This window comes from Paraburkholderia sp. BR10872 (assembly GCF_040965835.1).
In the GTDB taxonomy this organism is placed as follows: Bacteria; Pseudomonadota; Gammaproteobacteria; order Burkholderiales; family Burkholderiaceae; genus Paraburkholderia; species Paraburkholderia nodosa_A.
Genome location: NZ_JBFRCN010000010.1, coordinates 132,619 through 153,832, shown reverse-complemented (window position 1 = coordinate 153,832; position 21,214 = coordinate 132,619). Strand labels below are relative to the sequence as shown.

The following is a 21,214-nucleotide window of genomic DNA, read 5'->3' as shown; positions in this document are numbered from 1 at the left end:
GCCATGGCCGCTGGGCGGCGCGAGCGTTTCCCCTGCGCGAGCGCCGTCCGTTTTTGTTTCTCGTCTGACTTCGCCGCAGTTTGGCTGAGTGGGTCCGAAGCGCTTAGTCCAGCCGGACGCCCCGGCGCGGCGCGGCCGTGTGCCACAATCTCTCTCATCCCCCTCGACCGTCTGGAAGCCGCTCACGTGACGCGCCGCCTCATCATCCTCTTCGCGCTCGCAGCCGGCCTCGTCGCGGTCTGCGCGCTGACGTGGGCGCTCACGTGGCAGACCGGGATCGACGCGCTGCGCCGCAACGCCGCCGTGCGCGGCGACCGCACCGCGGCTTCGCTCAAGAGCACGCTCGAGCGCTACGACTCGCTGCCCTATATCGTCGGCGAGCATCCGCTCGTGCAGGACGTGCTGGTCGATCCGAGACCCGAGTGGGTGGCCGCCGCGAACCGCTATCTCGAAGACGTGAACCGTCACGCGCGCGCCACGACGACCTACATCATCCGCGCCGACGGCATGAGCATCGCGGCGAGCAACTGGCGCGACCCCGATAGCTTCGTGGGCGTGGACTACCGCTTCCGGCCGTATTTCATCGACGCGATGAACGGCGGCGTGGGGCGCTTCTTCGGCATCGGCACGATCTCGCACGATCCGGGCTACTACGTGTCGCAGCCCGTGCGGCGCGACGGCAAGATCGTCGGCGTGGCCGTGGTGAAGCTCAATCTCGAATGGTTTCCGGGCACCGATGCCTCGGAGCCGCTGCTCGTCACCGACGACAACGGCGTGATCTTTCTCTCCTCGGTGCCCGCGTGGAAGTACCGCACGGTGCGCCCGCTGCCGCCGGCCGTGGTGGCCTCGATCGACGCCACGCGCCAGTACGCGAGCGAGCCGATCGCGCCGCTGCCGACGCGCGTCGAACGCGTGTTGCAGGGCGGCGCCGACATCGTGCGCATGGGCGCCGGCATCCGTGCACCGCGTTACCTGGAAACGCGCCGCTCGCTCGTCGAGCCCGACTGGCATCTCGTCACCATGTCGTCGATCGACCCCGTGCTCGAAGCCTCGCGCAACGCGACCATCATGACCGGTTTCGGCTACGTTTCCCTGTGCCTGTTCGGCTTCTACTGGCGCATGCGGCGCGCACGCGTGAGGGAAGTGATGCGCAGCCGCGCGATGCTGCAAAAGGCCTATGCGATGCTCAACGAGCGCGTGGCTGAGCGCACCGCCGATCTCTCGCAGGCCAACGAGCGCCTGCAGCGCGAGGTGGCGGAGCGCACGCGCGCCGAAGCGGAACTGCGCGCCACCCAGGACGAGCTGATCCAGGCGAGCAAGCTCGCCGCGCTCGGCCAGATGGCGGCGGGCATCACGCACGAACTGAACCAGCCCCTCGCGGCGTTGCGCAGCTTCTCGGACAACACGCGCGTGTTTCTGGAGCGCGGCCAATACGCGGCGGCCACCGAAAACCTCGAGGCGATCGGCTCGCTCACCGAGCGCATGGGCAAGATCGTCAATCAGCTCAAGCTGTTCGTCGGGCGCGCGCGGCCGAGAGGCGCGCGTGCACCGGTGACCCGCGCGCTGCGCAACTCGCTCGCGCTGCTCGGCAAGCGGCTCGACGGCTTGCGCGTGGATCTCACGTTGACGGAAGACGGCGCGCCGACCGTGCCGCTCGACGTGGACGCAGAGTACCCGGACCTGAGCGCGCAGAGCGACGACCTGCGGCTCGAACAGGTGCTCATCAACGTGCTCGGCAATGCGCTCGACGCCGTGGGAGGCCTGCCGTCGCCGCGCATTGCGATCGACGTGCAGGCGAGCGCCGCGACGCTCGCCATCGCGGTGAGCGACAATGGACCGGGCATTCCCGACGATGTGCTGCCGCGCCTCTTCGAGCCGTTTTTCACGACGAAGGAAATGGGGCAGGGGCTTGGCCTTGGCCTTGCGATCTCCTCGTCGATCGCACGCGACTGCGGCGGCTCGCTCACGGCGAGCAACGTACCCGAAGGCGGCGCGCGCTTCGTGCTGACGTTGCGCCGCGCGCGTGCCGATGCCGAGAGCGCGGCGCGTGCCGCGGGGTTGTGACGCTGGGTTGCGTGGCTGGCTTTTGAATCAGGATGACGAACGAACATGGTGAACGCATGGTCAATACCGCGCCCGGCCGGGTGCTCTACGTAGAGGATGACGAACTGGTGCGCCGCGCGGGCGTGCAAAGCCTGCAGCTCGCCGGCTTCGACGCCGCCGGTTTCGCCAATGCGGAAAGCGCGCTGCCGCTCGTCGATGCCGACTTCGCGGGCGTCGTGGTGAGCGATATCCGCCTGCCCGGCATGAGCGGGCTCGATCTGCTCGCGCAGTGCCACGAGCGAGCGCCCGAGGTGCCCATCATCCTCGTGACGGGCCACGGCGATATCTCGATGGCCGTGCAGGCCATGCGCGACGGCGCTTACGACTTCATCGAAAAGCCGTTCGCCTCCGAACGCCTTATCGAAACGGTGCGGCGCGCGCTGGAGCGGCGCCTGCTCGTGCTCGAAAACCTCGCGCTGCGCCGCGAGCTGGCGGGGCACGACGCGCTCGCGCCGCGCATCATCGGCAAAAGTCCGGCGATCGAACAGGTGCGCAAGCTCATCGCGAACGTCGCGCCGACGGACGCCTCGGTGCTCATCAACGGCGACACCGGCGCGGGCAAGGAACTCATTGCGCGCAGCCTGCATGAGCTTTCGCCGCGCCATGACAAGCCGTTCGTCGCCGTGAACTGCGGCGCGCTGCCCGAACCGATGTTCGAGTCGGAGATGTTCGGCTACGAGGCGGGTGCTTTCACGGGCGCGGCCAAGCGCCGGATCGGCAAGCTCGAGCACGCGAGCGGCGGCACGCTCTTTCTCGACGAGATCGAAAGCATGCCGCTCTCGCTGCAGGTGAAGCTGCTGCGCGTGCTGCAGGATGGCGTGCTGGAGCGCCTCGGTTCGAACCAGCCGGTGCGCGCCGACTTGCGCGTGGTCGCGGCGGCGAAGGGCGACATGAGCGAGCACGTCGCGGCGGGGACCTTCCGGCGCGACCTGCTGTACCGGCTGAACGTCGTGACGATCGCGTTGCCGCCGCTGGCCGAGCGCCGCGAGGACATCGTGCCGCTCTTCGAGCACTTCCTGCTCGACGCGGCGGTGCGCTACCAGCGTCCTGCGCCGCTCCTCACCGAGCGCGATCGCATGCGGCTCGCGCAACGCGACTGGCCGGGCAACGTGCGCGAGCTGCGCAATGCGGCGGACCGCAGGGTCCTCGGGATTCCCGACGATCTGTCGGCAGTCGCGGCGGCCGGCGAGGACGACGCGTTGCCGCTCAAGGAGCGCGTGGAGCAGTACGAGCGCGCACTGATTGCCGACGCGCTGCAGCAGAACAACGGCGCGGTCGCCCAGGCCGCCGAGCGGCTACAAATGGCGAAAGCCACGCTGTACGAGAAAATACGCCGCTATGGGCTGGTGGCGCGCGGCGAGGCGTGAAGCGGCACAAAGAGGCATAAAAAAAGCAGCGGGTTTTCCGCTGCTTTTTTTATTGGCTACGCGAATTGCGTATCAGGTCGCCAGCGCCTTCTGCAGCAACTGGTCGAGTTCGGCGAACTGCGGCTCGCCCACGTAGCGCTTGAGGATCTTGCCGTCGCGGCCGATCACGAAGGTAGTGGGCGTGAGCTGGACGTTGCCGAACTGCCTGGCCGCCGAGCCGTCGTCCATCGCCACCTTGAACGGCAGCTGGCGCGTTTGCGCGTAGTTGGCGACGTACATCGGCGCGTCGTAGTTCATCGCCACCGCAACGAACTCGAGACCTTCGCCCTTGAAGCGGTTATAGGTCTGGACCATCTTCGGCATTTCCGCCATGCAGGTCGTGCAACTCGTCGCCCAGAAGTTGACGAGGTAGACCTTGCCCTTGAGGTCGTTCGTGGAGACCTTCTGGCCGGACAGGAGCGTGAAGGTGGCGTCGGGTACGCGCTGCTGGCTGCCGAAGAACGCGAAGTAGCCGGCCACAGCGATCGCGACGACGACCACCGCCGCGCCAATGCGCATGAGCGCGCCGGAACGCTTGTTCGAAGAATTCGGGGATGCAGCGGTCATGAGCCTTGCCTCGTGCGCCGAAGGGCGCGGGTGTCGAGCGCAAATATTGTAGCGCCGAATTTCCCGGCATAGCGGTTGCGAGACAACATCCGGGTATGCGTCGACGGATAATGTCGCGCACCTTTCACCTCCGTGACGAACCGCGCCCCATGGTCCTGGACATCCTTCGCCGTGCCCGACTCCCGTTGAATCTACCGATGCGCGCCTCCGTTCCTGCCCGCGTGGCGGCGCTGGGCATAGTCGCCGCCGCGTTCGCGCTGGCCGCCTGCTCGCCCACTTACGATTGGCGCACGATTTCAAACGATGCGAGCGGCTACGCGATCGATCTGCCGGCCAAGCCCGACAAGGACGAGCGCCGCATCGACGTGAACGGCACGCCGATGCGCATGCGCGTGCAGACGGCCGAAGTCGCCGGCGACGTGTTCGTGGTCGGCACGCTCGATCTGCCCGACGCGCAGCCCGCAACGCAGCAAAAGGCACTCGACTTCCTGCGCGCGGGCCTCGCGCGCAACGTGGGCGCGGCTGCCGAGACACACGCGGTGGGGGTGCCGCTTGCAATGGGCGGCTCGGTCGAGGGCGTCGAAATGCGCATGGCCGGCAAGGCGGGCGCCAACGGCGAGACGCGCACGATCCACGCGCGGCTCGTGGCAAAGGGCGCACGCGTCTATCAGGTGGCGATCGTCGGCCGTACCGAGCCGCCGGTCGAGCAGGTCGATCAGTTCTTCGGATCTTTCAAGCTGTACTGAGTTTTGGGAGTCCGCAGTACGCCTTGCGTCGCGATGTTTTGGTCACACAGCGGCGGGCGCTTGCGGGCCGAAGTGAAAGTTGCGCTGAAGGTAAACACGCTAATTATCGGATTTGATTGACGGTTTACTGGTTACCCACAGGAGCTGTGGGTAACTTTGTGGAAAACAACGCCCCGTTGGCCGGAAAGGGCCGTCCTGTGGGCTTTCTGTTAGTTTTGGCCGCTTTTCTGTAAATCCAGAAGGGTAGAAGAATCAATGGGTTACGAAAGCGATCGTGGCGTAATGCGAACCATGCTCAGAACCAGGGGCATCATGACGAAATGTGCATAAGTCAAGTCTTGACTTCGACTTATTGGCGCTATTCACATTCCCTGCGGCGCAAAGCGGCAGCGCTCTCCGGCGAAACCGGCACTGCGGGTTACCGCTCGGTGAACACGCGCCGGTACTGCACGGCCTCCGCCACGTGGGCGGCTTCGGGCATCGCGGCGCCCGCGAGATCGGCGATCGTGCGCGCGACCTTGAGCACCCGGTAATGGGCGCGTGCCGACCAGCCAAAGCGCTCGCCCGCTTCGCGCAGCAGCGCTTCCCCGGCGGCGTCCGGCTGGCAGACTGCGTCGGTTTCGCGGCCGTTCAATTCGCGATTGGTTTTACTCTGGCGCGCCAGCTGGCGCTCGCGTGCCGCCTGGACGCGAGCGGCGATCGCGGCGCTCGATTCGGCGTTCGTGCTCGCGCGAGCGGCCAGTTCGGCGGGCGGCAGCGCTGGAATCTCGATCTGGATGTCGATGCGGTCCAGGAGCGGCCCCGACAGCTTGCGCAAATAGCGCGCGGCGCTTTCGGGCGTGCAGCGGCAGCGACCAGCGGGGTCGCCGCGCCAGCCGCACGGGCAGGGATTCATCGCGGCAATGAGTTGGCAGGCGGCCGGAAAGTCGGTTTGCCACGCGGCGCGTGAAATGGTGATCGCGCCCACTTCGAGCGGCTCGCGCAGGGTCTCCAGCACGTGGCGGTCGAATTCGGGCAGCTCGTCCAGAAATAGCACCCCTAAATGCGCGAGCGTGATCTCGCCCGGCTGCGGCGGATTGCGCCCGCCGATCAGCGCGGCGGCACTCGACGAGTGATGCGGCGCGCGAAACGGCCGCTTGCGCCACTGCTGCGGCGTGAAACCGACCGCGCTGGCGGAGAGCAGGGCGGCGGAGGCTAACGCCTCGTCGTCCGTCATGGGTGGCAGGAGCCCGGGCAGGCGTGCGGCGAGCATCGACTTGCCGGCGCCTGGCGGCCCGACCATCAACAGATGGTGCCCGCCGGCCGCCGCGACTTCGAGCGCCCGGCGCGCCCCGCGCTGGCCGACGACGTCGGCCATGTCAGGGGGCGTGGCGATGGGTCCAGTGTCGAGGGCGCTCGCGCGCACGGGGGCGAGGCGCGCTTCGGGATCGCCGCCCGCCAGATGGGCGCACAGGGAGCGCAGGTCTGCCGCGCCGTACACCGCGACATCTGGCACGAGCGCCGCTTCGGCAGCGTTTTGCGCAGGCAGATAAAGCTCGGGCATGCCGGGGCGCGCTGCTTCGCCGGGTTCAGTATCGGGAATCCGAAGGATGGCGCTTTCGCCTATGGGCTCGCGGCTGAACGCTGCCGCTTCGTCGAAATGCGCTGCGCGCTCTCTGTGCGCGCGTGCCGTGCCGCAAGCCATGGCAAACGCGCCGCGCATGGGCCGCACGGCGCCGGTGAGCGAAAGCTCGCCCGCGAACTCCCGGTGCGCGAGTGCCGCCGCCGGAAGCTGCCCGCTCGCCGCGAGAATGCCGAGCGCGATGGGCAGATCGAAGCGGCCGGATTCCTTGGGTAGATCGGCGGGCGCCAGGTTGACGGTAATGCGCCTCACCGGGAAATCGAAGCCGCAGTTCGAGAGCGCGGCGCGCACGCGCTCGCGGCTTTCGCGCACTTCGAGGTCGGGCAGCCCCACAATCGAAAACGACGGCAGACCGTTGGCGAGATGGACTTCGACGGTGACTTCGGGCGCGCGGCCAGCAGCCGGCGCGCGGCTGCGCACCACGGCAAGCGACATGGGATTCTCCGGAAGGCTCGCATGCGGAAGTGGCGCGCGGTGTACGAAGCTTCGGACCGGGCTTCGTATGTGTTTCGCGCGCCGTGCATGCGCCAGGCTGGTGAGGCGTATGCCCCTTTACGGTTCCATTGCGACCACGCTACGGATCGCTTGCGGCGGGGCGGCAGCGGTGCTGCACTCAATTGCGCACAGGAGTGCGCAAGGAAATGATCAGGAGGACTGGCTAGTCACCGGCAGCTTCTGCTCGAGCTCGGCCACGCGGCGCTCGAGTTCTTCGAGGCGCTGGCGCGTGCGCACGAGCACCTGCGTTTGCGCGTCGAATTCCTCGCGCGTGACGAGGTCGAGCTTCGAAAAGCCTTGCGACAACATTGCGCGAACATTGCGTTCGACATCGCGCGCCGGCGAGTTCTTGAGCAGATCGCTCATGCGCGACTGCAGATCATTGAATACATCGTTAGGTTGCTTCATTCGATTCCCCTTCGCTGCACAAAAAATGTGCAAGTTTTGTTTCGCCTGTGCCCCGCGGCGGACCGTGATCGATCTTGGTGCGAACTCGCAGGGCCACGGCCAGTGTGCGCGCAAGTGGTGCGCACCGCGGGCCCGTGTGCTTCGCGCTGTGGCGCGGCGGGCCGTTTCCAGCCGCCATGCGGCGCCCGGCGCGGCAGCAATGCCTGAGAACACTGTAGCAACGTTCCCCGCGCCACGCCACCGCGCGCGCGCCACGCTGGCCGTTCGGCCAGGGCCTTGCGCGCCGCGCCCCTCAAGGCGCGGACCGCATTGTCCACGGCTTTGAGCGCGCTTGCATCGAAGTCCATCACACCGCCTTTACGCACGGAGTGCAGCAAATTGGCACGGGTGTTGCTAATACTGCCCCGCGCACCGAACGACAGGTTGGCTCACGGTGTGCCAGCGACGCGGCGAAGCATCACGCGCCGTTCGCCGGGCGCCCGTTGCAGAAGCAGACAAAGGAATGAAGCAAACCACAGCGAGGACTACATGAAACTCATTACAGCAATCATCAAGCCGTTCAAGCTCGATGAGGCGCGCGAAGCCCTTTCGGCGATCGGCGTTTCGGGGATCACGGTGACGGAGGTGAAAGGCTTCGGTCGCCAGAAGGGGCACACCGAGCTGTACCGCGGCGCGGAGTATGTCGTCGACTTCCTGCCGAAGGTGAAGATCGAAGCCGCCGTGGCCGACGATATCGTCGAGCAGGCCATCGAGGCAGTCGAACGCGCGGCCCGCACGGGCAAGATCGGCGACGGCAAGATTTTCGTCACCCCGATCGAACAAGTGATCCGCATCCGCACCGGCGAGACCGGCGCCGACGCGCTGTAAAGCCTAAAGAGACCGAGACAAGAGGAAAGAGGAAACCGAGATGCGCAAACTTTTGATGTCCCTGATGATGGCCGGCTCGCTGCTGGCCGGCGGCGTCGGCGCCGCGCTGGCGGACGACGCATCCGCGCCCGCCGCGGCCTCCGCGCCGGCCACCACGGCTTCGGCGCCCGATGCGTCCGCAGCCGCCCCGGCTTCGGCGCCCGCAGCCGACGCGGCTTCGGCCCCGGCAGCAGCAGCCAGCGCCCCGGCCGCCGCCGCAAGCGCCCCGGCCGACGCATCGGCCGCTGCCGCAGCCGCGGCGCCCGCCGCACCGACCGCGCCGTTCTCGGTCGATTCGTCGAAGATCAACTCCGGCGACACCGCGTGGATGCTGACTTCCACCGCGCTCGTGCTGTTCATGACGATCCCGGGCCTCGCGCTCTTCTACGGCGGCATGGTCCGCAAGAAGAACGTGCTCTCGACGCTCATGCAGAGCTTCGCGATCACCTGCGTCGTCACGGTGATCTGGACGGTGGTCGGCTACTCGATCGCGTTCACGCCGGGCGGCTCGTTCATCGGCGGCTTCTCGCGCATCTTCCTTGAGGGCATGAACTACATCAAGGGCGACAAGGCGACGACGCTTACCGTGAGCCACCTCGCGCCGACCATCCCCGAGACCGTGTACTTCGTCTATCAGATGACGTTCGCGATCATCACGCCGGCGCTCATTACCGGTGCGTTTGCCGATCGCATGAAGTTCTCGGCGATGCTCGTGTTCATGTCGCTGTGGTCGGTCATCGTCTACTCGCCGATCGCGCACATGGTGTGGGAGCCGACGGGCTGGCTCGCCAGCGCCGGCATCCTCGACTTCGCGGGCGGCACGGTCGTGCACATCAACGCCGGTATCGCGGGTCTCGTGTGCTGTCTCGTGCTCGGCAAGCGGGTTGGCTATGGCCGCGAAGTGATGGCTCCGCACAACCTCACGCTCACGCTGATGGGTGCGGCCATGCTGTGGGTGGGCTGGTTCGGCTTCAACGCGGGTTCGGCAGTTGCGGCTGACGGCCGTGCCGGCTTCGCGATGCTCACGACGCAAATCGCTACCGCCTGCGCCGCGCTCGGCTGGATGTTCGCGGAGTGGATCGCGAAGGGCAAGCCGTCGGTGCTCGGTATCGCTTCGGGCGCCGTTGCAGGTCTCGTGGCCATTACGCCGGCTTCGGGTTTCGTCGGCGTGCTGGGCGCAATCGTGATCGGTGTGGTGGCGGGCGTGGTCTGCTTCTGGTCGGCGACGTGGCTCAAGCACAAGTTCAACTATGACGACTCGCTCGATGCGTTCGGCGTGCACGGCATCGGCGGCATCATCGGTGCGCTGCTGACCGGCGTGTTCGCGGTGAAGGACATCGGCGGCGCGGATGGCAGCCTCATCCTGCAAGCCAAGGGCGTGCTCACGACCCTCATCTATAGCGGCGTGGTGAGCTTCGTCCTGCTGAAGGTGATCGACATGGTGATGGGCCTGCGCGTTTCGGAAGAAGAAGAGCGCGAAGGTCTCGACGTGGTGCTGCATGGCGAACGCGTGGAATGAGCGCGCCGCGTTAGATGGTTTGATCTAGCAGGGCAGTAAGCAGCGACCTGGGCCCGCCTTTTCGGCGGGCCCTTTTCTTTTGCGCACTGCGGCGCCGGGTGTGGGCTTTGCTCCCGCGGGAGGGGGAATAAGCGCCGCGCCCGCGCGTTCGCATAGTGCCCCTTCAATCCGTGTGCCCAATTGCGCCGGGCGGCGCGGGCGGTCCAGAATGGATATCCGGCTTGAATATCCGCGCGCGCGAAACGCTCGATTGACCCTACCGCGCCCAGGGAATTCATGACGGGGATTCACGAGGGCAATCCCGTCTTGCAACTGGCGCAATCGTCCCCAGATAAACGACCGGTTTCCCTACAATCAAAGCATTTCGTCCGCGAGTCACCCCTTATGGTCCCGCATCTGGTTACGGCGTTGAATGGCCCGCTCCTCGAACTGGAGCAGCGCATCCTCGACGCGACGCCGGCCATCGAGCGCTGGTTCCGCCTCGAATGGCAGGAGCACACGCCGCCGTTCTACGCCTCGGTCGACCTGCGCAACGCCGGCTTCAAGCTCGCGCCCGTCGACACCAACCTTTTTCCCGGCGCCTTCCACTGCCTGCCGCAGGAAGTGCTGCCGCTCGCCGTGCAGGCGGCCATGGCCGCCATCGAAAAGATCTGCCCGGACGCCAAGAACCTGCTGGTGATTCCGGAGATGCACACGCGCAACGCGTTTTATCTGGAGAATGTCGCGCGGCTCGCCACGATCATGCGCCAGGCGGGCCTGAACGTGCGTTTCGGCACCCTCGACGACACGATCGCCGGGCCGGTCACGATCTCGCTCGCGGACGGCCAGAAGATCGTGCTCGAACCGCTCGAGCGCTCGCAGCGGCGCCTCGGCCTGAAGAACTTCGACCCGTGCTCGATCCTGCTGAACAACGATCTTTCGGCCGGCATTCCGCCCGTGCTCGAAAACCTGCACGAGCAGTACGTGCTGCCGCCGCTGCACGCCGCCTGGGCGGTGCGCCGCAAGTCCACGCACTTCTCCTGCTATGACGACGTGGCGAAGAAGTTCGCGAAGATGGTGGGCGTGGACCCGTGGATGATCAATCCGTACTTCGCGCACGTGGAAGGCGTGGACTTCGAGGCGCGCACGGGCGAGGAGCCGCTCGCGACCGCCATCGACGCCGTGCTCAAGAAGATCGCGAAGAAGTACCGCGAGTACGGCATCACCGAAAAGCCCTATGTCGTCATCAAGTCCGATGCCGGCACGGACGGCCGCGGTGTGATGACGGTGCACGATGCCTCGGAGGTCGCCGCACTCACGAAGCGCGAACGTGCGAAGATGTCGGCCACGAAGGACGGGCTGGAAGTGCACGACGTGATCGTGCAGGAAGGCGTCTATACGTTCGAGCATATCGGCGACGAAGTGGCCGAGCCGGTCGTGTACATGATCGACCGCTATGTGGTGGGCGGCTTCTACCGCGCGCACGGCAGCCGCGAGCGCGACCAGAACCTGAACGCGCCGGGCATGCATTTCGTGCCGCTCGGCTTCGAGCACACGGCGCTGCCCGACACGCGCGCGAAAGCGGGGGCGGCGCCGCCGAACCGCTTTTACATGTACGGCGTGGTGGCGCGGCTCGGCTTGCTGGCGGCCTCGGTCGAGCTGGAGAAGACCGACCCCGAAGCGATCCAGGTCTGATCCAGCCGTCATCCTTCACACAATCGAACGCAGCGCCCGCCACCGTGCGGGCGTTGCCGTCATGAAAGCAGGCACCACACCAGGCGCCATGCCAGGCGTCAAGCAGCGACAGGACAGGGACAAGGCAGAGACGATATGGACATTCTCTTCATCGCCGATCCGCTCGAGCGGTTCAAGATCTACAAGGACTCGACCTACGCGATGATGGCCGAGGCCGCGAAGCGCGGCCACCGGCTCTTCGCGTGCGAGCCTCGGCACCTCGCATGGGTGAACGGCCAGGTGGAGGCCGACGTGCGGCGCTTCACGATCATCGGCGATACGGCGGACCTGCATCGCGAAACGTGGTTCGAAGCCACGGCCGATGCGCGCGCGCTCACCGGCTTCGACGCCGTCGTCATGCGCAAGGACCCGCCGTTCGACATGGAGTACGTCACGTCGACGTGGCTGCTGGAGATCGCCGAGCGCGCGGGCGCGAAGATCTTCAACAAGCCGCAGTCGATTCGCGATCACTCGGAGAAGCTCGCCATCGGCGAATTTGCGCAGTTCGTCGCGCCGACGCTCGTCACGCGCAGCGCGGCGCGCCTGCGCAAGTTCCATGAGGAGCACCAGGACGTGATCCTCAAGCCGCTCGACGGCATGGGCGGCATGGGCGTGTTCCGCGTGAAGGCGGACGGCATGAACCTCGGCTCGATCATCGAGATGCTGAGTCACGACGGGGCGCGCAGCGTGATGGCGCAGAAGTTCATCCCCGAAATCAAGGCCGGCGACAAGCGTATCCTGCTGATCGGCGGCGAGCCGGTGCCGTTTTCGCTCGCGCGTATTCCTCAGGGCAATGAAGTGCGCGGCAATCTGGCGGCGGGTGGGCTCGGCGTCGCGCAGCCGCTCACCGGGCGCGACATGGAGATCGCCAAAGCGCTCGGCCCGACGCTCGCGGCACGCGGCCTGCTGCTTGTCGGGCTCGACGCCATCGGCGACTGGCTCACCGAGGTCAATGTCACGAGCCCGACGTGTTTCCGCGAAATCATGGAGCAGACGGGCTTCGACGTGGCCGCGATGTTCATCGACGCGCTGGAGCGCGCGGCGGCCTGAATCTGCTTTCGAAACGGGGACCGGGCGCATTTGAAGCCCGCACCTGGAGCGCGGACTTGAAAGCCTCGCGTATGGCTGCATTTGCCGATTGTGGACGCCTTGCAGGGCAGGCGCCCCCTCCAGACCTTGACTGGCGGGCAGTTTTGGACCACGAAAGGTCGAGCGCGTACGCGGAGCCTGTGAATCGCGCGCGATATCTGTCGCCGCTGTGAGCAGAACCGCCTCGCGTGCGCGAAAATGACCCTGCTACAATGCCGCGAGCCCGCGTTCCGGGCTGGCAAGCGGGCGTCGACGAGACGCTTTGGCTGCCGCGCGGCGCGTGTTCCGACCCTGCGAGCTCACGGCTGGCTGCGGGGTTGGCGCTGCAGGACGCGATCTACGGGGTCGTCCGAGCATCAACCGGAGCCGTTTTTTGCAGTCAAGCTGACATGGCAGGGATTCTGATCATTGCGCACGCACCGCTCGCCACCGCGCTACGCGAGTGCATCGCGCATATCTATGGCGGTTGTCCGGCGCGCATCGGCGCGCTCGACGTGCTCCCCGACAGCGACCCGGCTGAAGTGGTCGCCAAGGCGAATTCGGAGATCGAGCGCCTGCGCGAAGAAAACGGCGCGCTCGTGTTGACCGACATGTTCGGCGCCACGCCTTCGAACATCGCGGCGCGCCTCGCCACGGTGCCCGAGGTGCGCGTCCTGGCCGGCGTGAATCTGCCGATGCTGGTGCGTGCCGTGTGCTACCGGGCAACGCCGCTCGACACGCTGGTCGAAAAGGCGCTGGCCGGCGCGAGCAAGGGCGTGCAGACCATCGGCCCGACCATGCCGCCCGTTGCTCCTGCGAGCGAATGCGCTTGCCCGCCCACGCCCTGCACCGAAACCACTGCGGAGGCGACAAAGCAGGCCGCGAATCCGGTAGCCGGCCAGAGCGCGAGCCAGCCAGCAGCCGCGACGCGCGGCGCGGCTTGCACCGGCGGCGTTGCGGCGGGCGTGTTCAGGCCGGCTGGCAGCACCTGAGCCGGCGGCGCGCCAGCGAAAGCCAACAACAAGGCACAGCGAAACAACCCAAGCTCACTTCCACACACCGCGTCCGGATCGACCTATGCTGCAACAAGAAACGACCATCGTGAACAAACTCGGCCTGCACGCGCGGGCGTCGGCGAAGCTGACGCAGCTCGCAGGCAACTATCAGTCGGAAATCTGGATGAGCCGCAACGGCCGCCGCATCAACGCCAAGAGCATCATGGGGGTCATGATGCTGGCGGCGGGCATCGGCAGCACGGTGATGATCGAAACCGAAGGCCCGGACGAGGCCGACGCCATGAGCGCGCTGCTCAAGCTGATCGCCGATAAGTTTGGCGAAGGCCAGTAAGACGCGCGTGGTCATTGCGCCTTGCTCGGAACGCCGCGGTTTGCCGCGGCGTTTTTGTTTGCGGGCGGCGACTGCTGCACAACGCCGCAGTCATGCGCGCACAGGTGCGCATGGCCACATTCCGCCGCGCTGGAATTTATAATCATCGCCGGGGTCTGAGAGAGCGCATTGCAGCGGTTTGCCGCAGCATCAAATAACCAGAGGAGGTGCGCGTGCCGTTCACGCTGCATGGAATTCCCGTATCACGCGGTATAGCCATCGGGCGAGCGTACCTGATCGCTCCGGCTGCGCTCGACGTCGACCATTACCTCATCGAGCACGCGCAGATCGAAGACGAAATCGTGCGCTTTCGCGCGGCGCTGCAGGCCGTGGAGCACGAACTCGACACGCTGCGCGCCGATCTCGCCGCCGACGCCCCTTCCGAAATGGGCGCATTTATCGGTGTGCACCTCATGATCCTGAACGACGTGATGCTCGTACAGGAGACCATCGATCTCATCCGCACGCGCCGCTTCAATGTGGAGTGGGCGCTTACCGAACAGCTCGAACGCCTCTCGCGTCACTTCGACGACGTGGAGGACGAGTACCTGCGCGAGCGCAAGGCCGATATCGAGCAAGTCGTGGAGCGCGTACTGAAGTCGCTCGCCGGCGCCATGCCGCCTTCGCTGCACGGCGGCTGCGACGAGATGATCGTCGTCGCGCACGACATCGCGCCGGCCGACATGCTGCAGTTCAAGGGGCAAACCTTCCAGGGGTTCGTCACCGATCTGGGCGGCCGCACCTCGCACACGGCGATCGTCGCGCGCAGCCTCGGCATCCCGGCCGCGGTGGGCGTGCAGCAGGCGAGCGCGCTGATCCGCCAGGACGATCTCATCATCGTCGACGGCGACCACGGCATCGTGATCGTCGATCCCGCGCCGATCGTGCTCGAGGAGTACACCTACCGTCAAAGCGAGATGGCGCTCGAGCGGCGCAAGCTGCAGCGCCTGAAGTTCTCGCCGACGCAAACGCTATGCGGCGCGAAGATCCAGCTGTACGCGAACATCGAGCTGCCCGACGACGCGCAGGCCGCGCTCGACTCGGGCGCGACGGGCGTGGGCCTCTTTCGCACTGAGTTCCTGTTCATGAACCACAAGAACCACCTGCCGGAGGAGGACGAGCAGTTCGCCGCCTACCGCCGCGCGGTGGAGCTCATGAACGGGCTGCCCGTGACGATCCGTACGATCGACGTGGGCGCGGACAAGCCGCTCGACGCCATGAATGCGGGCGACGGTTACGAGACGGCTGCGAACCCGGCGCTCGGCCTGCGCGCGATCCGCTGGAGCCTGTCCGAGCCGCAGATGTTCCTCACGCAGTTGCGGGCAATCCTGCGCGCCTCGGCGTTCGGTTCGGTCAAGATCCTGATTCCGATGCTCGCGCACGCGCAGCAGATCGACCAGACGCTCGACCTGATCCGCGAGGCCAGGCGCCAGCTCGACGACGCGGGCCTCGCCTACGATCCCAACATCCAGGTCGGCGCGATGATCGAGATTCCGGCGGCCGCGCTCGCGCTGCCGATGTTCCTGCGCCGTCTCGACTTCCTCTCGATCGGCACCAACGACCTGATCCAGTACGCGCTCGCCATCGACCGCGCCGACAACGCGGTGGCCGACCTGTACGATCCGCTGCATCCGGCCGTGCTGCAGCTGATCGCGCATACGCTGCGCGAGGCGAAGCGCGCGGGCGTGCCCGTTTCGGTATGCGGGGAGATGGCGGGCGACCCGTCGTTCACGCGTTTGCTGCTCGGCATGGGGCTTACCGAGTTTTCGATGCACCCGAGCCAGTTGCTCGTGGTGAAGCAGGAGATCCTGCGCTCGCAGCTCAAGACGCTGGAAAAACCGGTGGCGGAGGTGCTGGCCGCTTACGAGCCCGAGGAGCTGCAGGCCGCGCTGCAGCGTGTGGCCCAGGCCTGAGCGTGCACCTGCTGATACGCGAAAATGCGAAAAGCCCCGGCATGTCCGGGGCTTTTTTCTTGACTCGCGCGGGGGTTCAGGCGTGCCGGCGACGCTCGCCGCACACCGGGCAATCCGGCTGCCGTGCCACGCGCATCGTGCTCCACTCCATGCGCAGCGAGTCGAGCATCATGAGCCGCCCGACGAGCGGCGTACCGATGCCGCCGATCACGCGCAGCGCCTCGGCCGCCTGCATCGCGCCGATGATGCCAACCGTTGGCGCGAATACGCCCATCGTCGAGCACGCCACTTCCTCGAATGGCTGATCTTCCGGGAACACGCAGGCGTAGCACGGCGAGGCGTCGTCGCGGAAGTCGAACGTGCTGATCTGTCCGTCGAAGCGCAACGCCGCGCCCGAGACGAGCGGCACGCCATGCTTCACGCACGCGCGGTTGATGGCGTGGCGCGTGGCGAAGTTGTCGGTGCAGTCGAGCACGACCGTCGCGCCCGGCACCTGCGCGTCGAGCCACGCATCGTCGATGCGTGTTTGCAGCGCGATCACCTTCACTTCGGGATTCAGGCGCGCGATGGCGTCGCGGCCCGACTCGACCTTCGCGCGGCCGACCGAAGCCGTCTCGTGCATGATCTGCCGCTGCAGGTTGGTGAGGTCGACGGTGTCGTTGTCGACGAGCGTGAGCGTGCCCACGCCCGAGGCCGCGAGATACATCGCCGCGGGCGACCCCAGGCCGCCCGCGCCCACGACGATCGCATGCGCGTCGAGAAAGCGCTGCTGCGCCTCGATGCCGATCTCGTCGACGAGGATATGGCGGGAATAGCGAAGGAGTTGGTCGTCGTTCATCGCGATGCGCTGGTTCGATGGCGCTGCGATGGACTCGAGAGCCTGAATGGCCCTGAATGGGGGAGCGCGCGCCGGGGAAATACCGTGCCGTTATTGTAACGACGCCAGCGGCTGGAGGAGGGGCGGCCTCGCGACCGGCGCACGAGGCGCACGGGTCGCGAGGCGGTACGGCGTGTTACTTCGCCGGCGCGGGAGCGGAGGCCGGCGCGGCAGCGGAGCCCGGAGCCGGCGCCATGATGAGCGCGCCCGGCTTCACGGCGATCGGCGCGGAAGCCGAGGTCGGCGGCTTCTGCTGCGCGAGGCGGCGCTCCATCGGCGACTTCGATTCGGCCACCGGCTTGCCCTGGAGCTTGTTCAGCGCCTGCTGGAGCATGTAGTCGTCGGTAGAACCGAACTCGACCGGCTTGCGCTCGCGATCCTTCTGGCGCTGATCCGGCGTTTTCTTGTCGTTCTGCTCTTCGAGCTGACGCAGCATGTCCATGCGCTCCTGCTCGCGCACTTCCTGCTCCTTCTTCTCGTCCGGATCCTGCGTGTTGGCGAGGTGGTTCTGGTAGTCCACTTCGCGCGTGACGAGTGCGTCGTCCGGATCGCCGTCTGCGTACTGGTCGACCGCGATATCAGGACGGATGCCCTTGTTCTGGATCGAGCGGCCGCTCGGCGTGTAGTAGTACGCCGTGGTGAGACGCAGCGCCGTGTCGGCCGTCATCGGGCGCACGGTCTGCACCGAGCCCTTGCCGAACGTCGTCTTGCCGACGATCAGCGCGCGCTTCGAGTCCTGCAGCGCGCCCGCCACGATTTCCGAGGCCGACGCCGAGTAGGCGTTGGTCAGCACGACCATCGGCACGGTCTTGAACTCGGCCGCCTCGCCCTTGAGCGGGTCGCCGTCGAACGACGGCAGGCGGTAGTTCTCGTAGGTGTCGCGGTAGACCTGCTTCGAGTCCGGGATCTGGCCGTTCGTCGAGACGACGACCGAATCCGGCGGCAGGAACGCGCCCGCAACGCCGACGGCGCTTTGCAGCAGGCCGCCGCCGTTGTTGCGCAGGTCGAGGATGATGCCCTTGAGGTTCGGCTCCTGGCGCGCGATATCTTGCAGCTTCTGGGCGAGGTCGGGGACCGTGCGCTCCTGGAAGCTCGTGATGCGGATATACGCGTAGCCCGGCTGCACGATCTTCGACTTCACGCTCTGGACCTTGATGATGGCGCGCGTGATGGTGAGCGGGAAGGTGCGGTCGTCGGTCTTGCGGAAGATCGTGAGCGTGACCTTCGTGCCCGGGTCGCCGCGCATCTGCTTGACGGCCTGGTCGAGCGTCATGCCGCGCACCGGCTTGTCGTTGATGCGCGTGATGAGGTCGCCCGGACGGATGCCGGCGCGGTAGGCGGGCGTGTCTTCGATCGGCGAGATGACCTTGATCAGGCCGTCTTCCGACGAGATTTCGATGCCGAGGCCCGCGAAGCGACCCTTGGTCTGCTCCTGGAGTTCCTGGTAATCGGTCTTGTCGAGATACGACGAGTGCGGGTCGAGGCTCGACACCATGCCCTTGATGGCGGCGGTGAGGAGCTTCTTGTCGTCCACCGGCACGACATACTCATGCTTGATTTGACCAAAGACTTCGGCGAAGAGCCTCAGCTGGTCGAGCGGCAGCGGTTCTACGACCGTCTGCTGGGTTTGCTGCGCCTCGGCGGAAATCTGCAGGGTGGCAAATACGCCGGTCGCGAGGCCAGCGGCGATCAGGCCGATGTTTTTCAGGTTCTTTCGCATAGAGTATGTTGCGTGCGGTCGAAAAGGCGCGTGGCAGCGTCTATTGGAAAAGCGACGGACAAGTATAACTGCACACCCGCCGTGGCTGTGTATATGGCGCGTACGATGGGGACTAAGACAGTGCTGCAGCCGCCAGGTTCGCAAACCGTGTGCCGCAATTTTGCTTCTGGCACGGTGCTGGCAGTGCGCTGGCAATCCTGCCAGCCAGGGCCCGAAAAAGACAGAAAAGGGGAATGTGCAACGAATTCCAGCGCGGCCAGAGTGCCGGGGCGAAGCCGCGCGGCGCTTCGCGTGGCGGGAGGGCATGGCCTGCGGACAGGCCGCCGGCCCGACGGACCGGCGGCTTCCTGAATCAACCAGGCAGGGCCAGGATGCGGCCGACGAGGGGAAGCACCAAGCCTCAGCCCGCCTTCTTGCCCTGGTTCGCCACGGCGGCCTGCGCCTTCGCGATGGCTTCGGCGTCGCCCAGATAGTAGTGCTTGATGGGCTTGAGGCTCTCGTCCAGCTCGTAGACGAGCGGCACGCCGTTCGGGATGTTCAGACCGACGATGTCGTCATCCGAAATGTTGTCGAGGTACTTCACGAGCGCGCGGATCGAGTTGCCGTGCGCGGCGATCACCACCTTCTTGCCCGCCTTGATGGCCGGCGCGATCGACTCGTTCCAGATCGGCATCACGCGCGCGACCGTGTCCTTCAGGCACTCGGTGAGCGGCAGTTCCTCGCGCGGCACCTTGGCGTAACGCGGGTCGTTGTACGACGTGCGCGAGTCGGACGGCTCGAGCGCCGGCGGCGGCGTGTCGTAGCTGCGGCGCCAGACCAGCACCTGCTCGTCGCCGAATTTGGCCGCCGTTTCGGCCTTGTTCAGGCCCGAAAGCGCACCGTAGTGACGCTCGTTCAGGCGCCAGGAGTGGACCACGGGCAGGTACATCTGGTCCATCTGGTCCTGCACGTGCCAGAGCGTGCGGATCGCGCGCTTGAGCACGGAGGTGTAGGCGATGTCGAACGTGTAGCCGGACTCCTTGAGCAGCTGGCCTGCCTGCTGCGCTTCGCGGTTGCCCTGCTCGGTGAGGTCGACGTCCACCCAGCCGGTGAAGCGGTTTTCCTTGTTCCACGTCGATTCGCCGTGGCGGATGAGTACGAGTTTGTACATGAGGATGCCGGTCGGTAGTGAAGGAAGCGGTAATCGGGGACGGAAGACGCAACACGGCAGCTGCGCCATGGCGGCGGTCCAGGTCCGGCGGGTGGCACGCCCGGGCTGGGGGGCGGTAACCCTGCGACAAACGGTTATTTTATAATGAGCGGATTGTCCGAATCCGATTTCGCACGATTTCTCCGACTTTCCCTTTTTCCGGCGGCCCCTCCGTGACGTTCTTCACCAATTACATCAACCTTGTACTCATCGCGATCGTCCTCATCTCAGGAGGGTTGCTCCTGTGGCCGACGCTCAAGCGCGGCGGCCGCGGCGGGGTTTCCACCGCCGAGGCGACGCAGCTCATCAACCGCCGCAACGCGGTGGTGGTCGACCTGCGTCCCGCGGGTGAGTTCGCGAAGGGTCATCTGCCCTCGGCGCGCCAGGTTGAATTCGGCGAACTCGAGACGAAGATCGGCCAGCTCGTGAAGAACAAGAGCAACCCGGTGTTGCTGGTCTGCCAGACGGGCCAGCAGTCGCACAAGGCGCTGCGCCTCGTGAAGGACGCCGGTTTTGCCGAAGTCCACGTGCTGGACGGCGGCGTGAACGCCTGGCAGCAGGCCGGTATGCCGGTCGTGAAACAAGGAGGTTCGAAGTGAGCAAAGTGGTCATGTACAGCACCCAGGTGTGCCCGTATTGCCAGATGGCCGAGCGTCTTTTAAAGTCGCGCGGCGTCGAACACATCGAGAAAGTGCTGATCGACCGGGACCCGGCGCGGCGCGAAGAGATGATGACGCGCACCGGCCGGCGTACCGTGCCGCAGGTTTTCATCGGCGAGACGCACGTGGGCGGTTACGATGACCTCTCCGCGCTCGACCGTGCGGGCGGCTTGATGCCGCTGCTCGAAGCCGCCTGAGGTTACGGGCGGATTCAAGGCCTGATTCGCAGCCCGATAGCCTTGCGGCCTCGGTCCGCAGGCGGGCTGCGCAGCGTGACGTAGCGACGCAGGGTTTCGGCCCGCGCGAGCCAGTGAGGCTTGCGCGGGCCTGTTGCCGTTCATTGCCGTAGCGCGGCGCATTTTCGGGACGCTGAGATGTCACGAGGATGCCGCCGCGATCCATTCAATCAGGGAAGCCATACACCATGTCTGACGAGAACAACCAGCCGTTCTTCAATATCCAGCGCATTTACCTCAAGGACATGTCGCTCGAGCAGCCGAATTCGCCGGCCATCTTCCTTGAGCAGGACATGCCTTCGGTCGAAGTGGAAGTCGACGTCAAGGCCGAGCGCCTCGCCGAATCGGTGTTCGAGATCATCGTCACCGGCACCGTCACGGCCAAGGTCAAGGACAAGGTTGCGTTCCTGATCGAAGCCAAGCAAGCCGGCATTTTCGACATCCGCAACATCCCGGCCGAACAGGTCGATCCGCTCGTCGGCATCGCATGCCCGACCATCCTGTTCCCGTACCTGCGCTCGAATATCGCCGACGCGATCACGCGCGCGGGCTTCCCGCCGATCCACCTGGCCGAGATCAACTTCCAGGCGCTCTACGAGCAACGCCTGCAGCAACTCGCCCAGCAAGACGGCGCAAGCAGCGCAACGCACTAAAGCGTACGTTGATCGTTTCCACGAACTAC

19 protein-coding genes are annotated in these 21,214 nt (G+C 66.1%); 13 read left to right on the top strand and 6 right to left on the bottom strand.

Annotation, left to right across the window (positions count from 1 at the left end; genetic code table 11):
* The first annotated feature begins 84 nt into the window (after positions 1-84).
* Together AB4Y43_RS11240 and AB4Y43_RS11235 are read left to right on the top strand one after the other, a co-directional pair.
* The gene (locus tag AB4Y43_RS11240) at positions 85-2,064 is read left to right on the top strand and encodes an ATP-binding protein (RefSeq protein ID WP_368606431.1); all 1,980 of its coding nucleotides are present in this window, start codon (positions 85-87) and stop codon (positions 2,062-2,064) included.
* 56 nt (positions 2,065-2,120) lie between these two features.
* Positions 2,121-3,470 carry a sigma-54-dependent transcriptional regulator gene (locus AB4Y43_RS11235; protein ID WP_368606430.1) on the top strand — a complete coding sequence of 450 codons (1,350 nt, stop codon included), beginning with the start codon at positions 2,121-2,123 and terminating at the stop codon, positions 3,468-3,470.
* 72 nt (positions 3,471-3,542) lie between these two features.
* Here AB4Y43_RS11235 and AB4Y43_RS11230 read toward each other — a convergent pair whose 3' ends face one another.
* Positions 3,543-4,076: a TlpA disulfide reductase family protein gene (locus AB4Y43_RS11230; RefSeq protein WP_254340890.1), complete on the bottom strand. Its 534-nt coding sequence runs from the start codon at positions 4,074-4,076 to the stop codon at positions 3,543-3,545.
* 197 nt (positions 4,077-4,273) lie between these two features.
* Here AB4Y43_RS11230 and AB4Y43_RS11225 point away from each other — a divergent pair, with 197 nt between their 5' ends.
* Positions 4,274-4,822 (top strand): hypothetical protein, encoded by a 549-nt coding sequence (locus tag AB4Y43_RS11225; RefSeq protein ID WP_368682760.1) that lies wholly within the window; start codon positions 4,274-4,276, stop codon positions 4,820-4,822.
* Between the two features lie 418 nt (positions 4,823-5,240).
* Here the strand turns inward: AB4Y43_RS11225 and AB4Y43_RS11220 are convergent, their stop codons facing one another.
* Together AB4Y43_RS11220 and AB4Y43_RS11215 are read right to left on the bottom strand one after the other, a co-directional pair.
* On the bottom strand, positions 5,241-6,878 hold the full coding sequence (locus AB4Y43_RS11220) for a YifB family Mg chelatase-like AAA ATPase (RefSeq protein ID WP_368727817.1): 1,638 nt from the start codon (positions 6,876-6,878) through the stop codon (positions 5,241-5,243).
* Between the two features lie 210 nt (positions 6,879-7,088).
* The gene (locus AB4Y43_RS11215; RefSeq protein WP_069264980.1) at positions 7,089-7,346 is read right to left on the bottom strand and encodes an accessory factor UbiK family protein; all 258 of its coding nucleotides are present in this window, start codon (positions 7,344-7,346) and stop codon (positions 7,089-7,091) included.
* Between the two features lie 528 nt (positions 7,347-7,874).
* Here AB4Y43_RS11215 and AB4Y43_RS11210 point away from each other — a divergent pair.
* The 7 genes from AB4Y43_RS11210 (at position 7,875) to ptsP (ending at position 15,851) form a co-directional block, all read left to right on the top strand.
* A complete protein-coding gene (locus AB4Y43_RS11210) occupies positions 7,875-8,213 on the top strand; it encodes a P-II family nitrogen regulator (RefSeq protein ID WP_028201804.1) in 339 nt (112 codons plus the stop codon).
* Between the two features lie 40 nt (positions 8,214-8,253).
* Positions 8,254-9,771, top strand: a complete 1,518-nt coding sequence (locus AB4Y43_RS11205) for an ammonium transporter (protein WP_368606415.1) — start codon at positions 8,254-8,256, stop codon at positions 9,769-9,771.
* A gap of 384 nt (positions 9,772-10,155) precedes the next feature.
* Positions 10,156-11,445 (top strand): glutamate--cysteine ligase, encoded by a 1,290-nt coding sequence (gene gshA, locus AB4Y43_RS11200; RefSeq protein ID WP_069264972.1) that lies wholly within the window; start codon positions 10,156-10,158, stop codon positions 11,443-11,445.
* 135 nt (positions 11,446-11,580) lie between these two features.
* Positions 11,581-12,534, top strand: a complete 954-nt coding sequence (gene gshB, locus AB4Y43_RS11195; protein WP_368682763.1) for a glutathione synthase — start codon at positions 11,581-11,583, stop codon at positions 12,532-12,534.
* A 428-nt stretch (positions 12,535-12,962) separates the two neighbouring features.
* The gene (locus AB4Y43_RS11190; RefSeq protein WP_368618104.1) at positions 12,963-13,544 is read left to right on the top strand and encodes a PTS sugar transporter subunit IIA; all 582 of its coding nucleotides are present in this window, start codon (positions 12,963-12,965) and stop codon (positions 13,542-13,544) included.
* Positions 13,545-13,629: 85 nt separating this feature from the next.
* Complete coding sequence (locus tag AB4Y43_RS11185; protein WP_042270095.1) at positions 13,630-13,899, top strand: HPr family phosphocarrier protein; 270 nt, start codon at positions 13,630-13,632, stop codon at positions 13,897-13,899.
* A gap of 212 nt (positions 13,900-14,111) precedes the next feature.
* Positions 14,112-15,851, top strand: coding sequence for a phosphoenolpyruvate--protein phosphotransferase (ptsP, locus tag AB4Y43_RS11180; RefSeq protein WP_069265236.1), 1,740 nt, complete (start codon positions 14,112-14,114; stop codon positions 15,849-15,851).
* Positions 15,852-15,927: 76 nt separating this feature from the next.
* On the opposite strand, the gene AB4Y43_RS11175 is transcribed toward ptsP, so the two are convergent.
* The 3 genes from AB4Y43_RS11175 to gpmA all read right to left on the bottom strand — a co-directional run bounded on the left by AB4Y43_RS11175 (position 15,928) and on the right by gpmA (position 19,598).
* Complete coding sequence (locus tag AB4Y43_RS11175; RefSeq protein ID WP_368727816.1) at positions 15,928-16,689, bottom strand: ThiF family adenylyltransferase; 762 nt, start codon at positions 16,687-16,689, stop codon at positions 15,928-15,930.
* 175 nt (positions 16,690-16,864) lie between these two features.
* Positions 16,865-18,448 (bottom strand): S41 family peptidase, encoded by a 1,584-nt coding sequence (locus AB4Y43_RS11170; protein ID WP_368727815.1) that lies wholly within the window; start codon positions 18,446-18,448, stop codon positions 16,865-16,867.
* A 400-nt stretch (positions 18,449-18,848) separates the two neighbouring features.
* Positions 18,849-19,598, bottom strand: a complete 750-nt coding sequence (gene gpmA / locus AB4Y43_RS11165) for a 2,3-diphosphoglycerate-dependent phosphoglycerate mutase (protein ID WP_069264960.1) — start codon at positions 19,596-19,598, stop codon at positions 18,849-18,851.
* A gap of 212 nt (positions 19,599-19,810) precedes the next feature.
* Between gpmA and AB4Y43_RS11160 the strand changes: the two genes are divergently transcribed.
* From AB4Y43_RS11160 to secB, 3 genes are all read left to right on the top strand, one after another.
* A complete protein-coding gene (locus AB4Y43_RS11160; protein WP_042270087.1) occupies positions 19,811-20,236 on the top strand; it encodes a rhodanese-like domain-containing protein in 426 nt (141 codons plus the stop codon).
* Positions 20,233-20,493: a glutaredoxin 3 gene (gene grxC, locus AB4Y43_RS11155; protein ID WP_042270085.1), complete on the top strand. Its 261-nt coding sequence runs from the start codon at positions 20,233-20,235 to the stop codon at positions 20,491-20,493. Before AB4Y43_RS11160 ends, grxC begins: the two co-directional genes overlap by 4 nt.
* Before the next feature lie 227 nt (positions 20,494-20,720).
* Entirely contained in the window at positions 20,721-21,185 is a 465-nt protein-coding gene (secB, locus tag AB4Y43_RS11150) for a protein-export chaperone SecB (RefSeq protein WP_042270084.1), read from the top strand.
* Positions 21,186-21,214: the final 29 nt, after the last annotated feature.

What these genes read in the sequence shown, in the direction of transcription:
- gshB (WP_368682763.1), top strand. Translation starts at nt 11,581, where the DNA reads ATGGACATTCTCTTCATCGCCGATCCGCTCGAGCGGTTCAAGATCTAC.
- gshA (WP_069264972.1), top strand. Translation starts at nt 10,156, where the DNA reads ATGGTCCCGCATCTGGTTACGGCGTTGAATGGCCCGCTCCTCGAACTG.
- AB4Y43_RS11225 (WP_368682760.1), top strand. Translation starts at nt 4,274, where the DNA reads ATGCGCGCCTCCGTTCCTGCCCGCGTGGCGGCGCTGGGCATAGTCGCC.
- AB4Y43_RS11215 (WP_069264980.1), bottom strand. Translation starts at nt 7,346, where the DNA reads ATGAAGCAACCTAACGATGTATTCAATGATCTGCAGTCGCGCATGAGC.
- AB4Y43_RS11205 (WP_368606415.1), top strand. Translation starts at nt 8,254, where the DNA reads ATGCGCAAACTTTTGATGTCCCTGATGATGGCCGGCTCGCTGCTGGCC.
- AB4Y43_RS11170 (WP_368727815.1), bottom strand. Translation starts at nt 18,448, where the DNA reads ATGCGAAAGAACCTGAAAAACATCGGCCTGATCGCCGCTGGCCTCGCG.
- AB4Y43_RS11175 (WP_368727816.1), bottom strand. Translation starts at nt 16,689, where the DNA reads ATGAACGACGACCAACTCCTTCGCTATTCCCGCCATATCCTCGTCGAC.
- AB4Y43_RS11190 (WP_368618104.1), top strand. Translation starts at nt 12,963, where the DNA reads ATGGCAGGGATTCTGATCATTGCGCACGCACCGCTCGCCACCGCGCTA.
- AB4Y43_RS11230 (WP_254340890.1), bottom strand. Translation starts at nt 4,076, where the DNA reads ATGACCGCTGCATCCCCGAATTCTTCGAACAAGCGTTCCGGCGCGCTC.
- AB4Y43_RS11210 (WP_028201804.1), top strand. Translation starts at nt 7,875, where the DNA reads ATGAAACTCATTACAGCAATCATCAAGCCGTTCAAGCTCGATGAGGCG.
- gpmA (WP_069264960.1), bottom strand. Translation starts at nt 19,598, where the DNA reads ATGTACAAACTCGTACTCATCCGCCACGGCGAATCGACGTGGAACAAG.
- AB4Y43_RS11220 (WP_368727817.1), bottom strand. Translation starts at nt 6,878, where the DNA reads ATGTCGCTTGCCGTGGTGCGCAGCCGCGCGCCGGCTGCTGGCCGCGCG.
- secB (WP_042270084.1), top strand. Translation starts at nt 20,721, where the DNA reads ATGTCTGACGAGAACAACCAGCCGTTCTTCAATATCCAGCGCATTTAC.
- AB4Y43_RS11235 (WP_368606430.1), top strand. Translation starts at nt 2,121, where the DNA reads ATGGTCAATACCGCGCCCGGCCGGGTGCTCTACGTAGAGGATGACGAA.
- AB4Y43_RS11185 (WP_042270095.1), top strand. Translation starts at nt 13,630, where the DNA reads ATGCTGCAACAAGAAACGACCATCGTGAACAAACTCGGCCTGCACGCG.